Raw genomic sequence first — 360 nt, forward strand, 5'->3', positions numbered from 1 at the left:
CCACTTCGTTACACAACTGGCGCAAGGGTCATTAGATTCGGCGGCCTATCTGCATTATTTGAAACAGGACTTTCTGTTCCTGAAACATTATGCCCGTGCTTATGCCCTTGCCATCTATAAAGCAACAACGCTGGAAGACATGCGCCGCCCGCTACCCAGTTTACAGGCGCTTATCGGCAGTGAAATGCATCACCATGTAACCTACTGCCAGCAGTGGGGATTAACTGAGTCTGACATGGAAGCCGAAGCTGAAGATGTAGGAACCGTGGCCTATACAAGGTATGTGCTGGACACAGGTATGGCTGGTGATCTGACTGATTTATTTACTGCCCTGGCCCCATGTGCGATAGGCTATGCCAT

At 50.0% G+C, this 360-nt stretch carries 1 protein-coding gene; it reads left to right on the forward strand.

Annotated elements, in window-relative coordinates:
• On the forward strand, positions 1–360 hold a 360-nt coding region (locus ACYP03_RS24790), incomplete at both ends, for a thiaminase II/PqqC family protein (RefSeq protein WP_459782496.1).

The sequence above is a fragment of the Photobacterium sp. R1 genome (genome assembly GCF_054600795.1).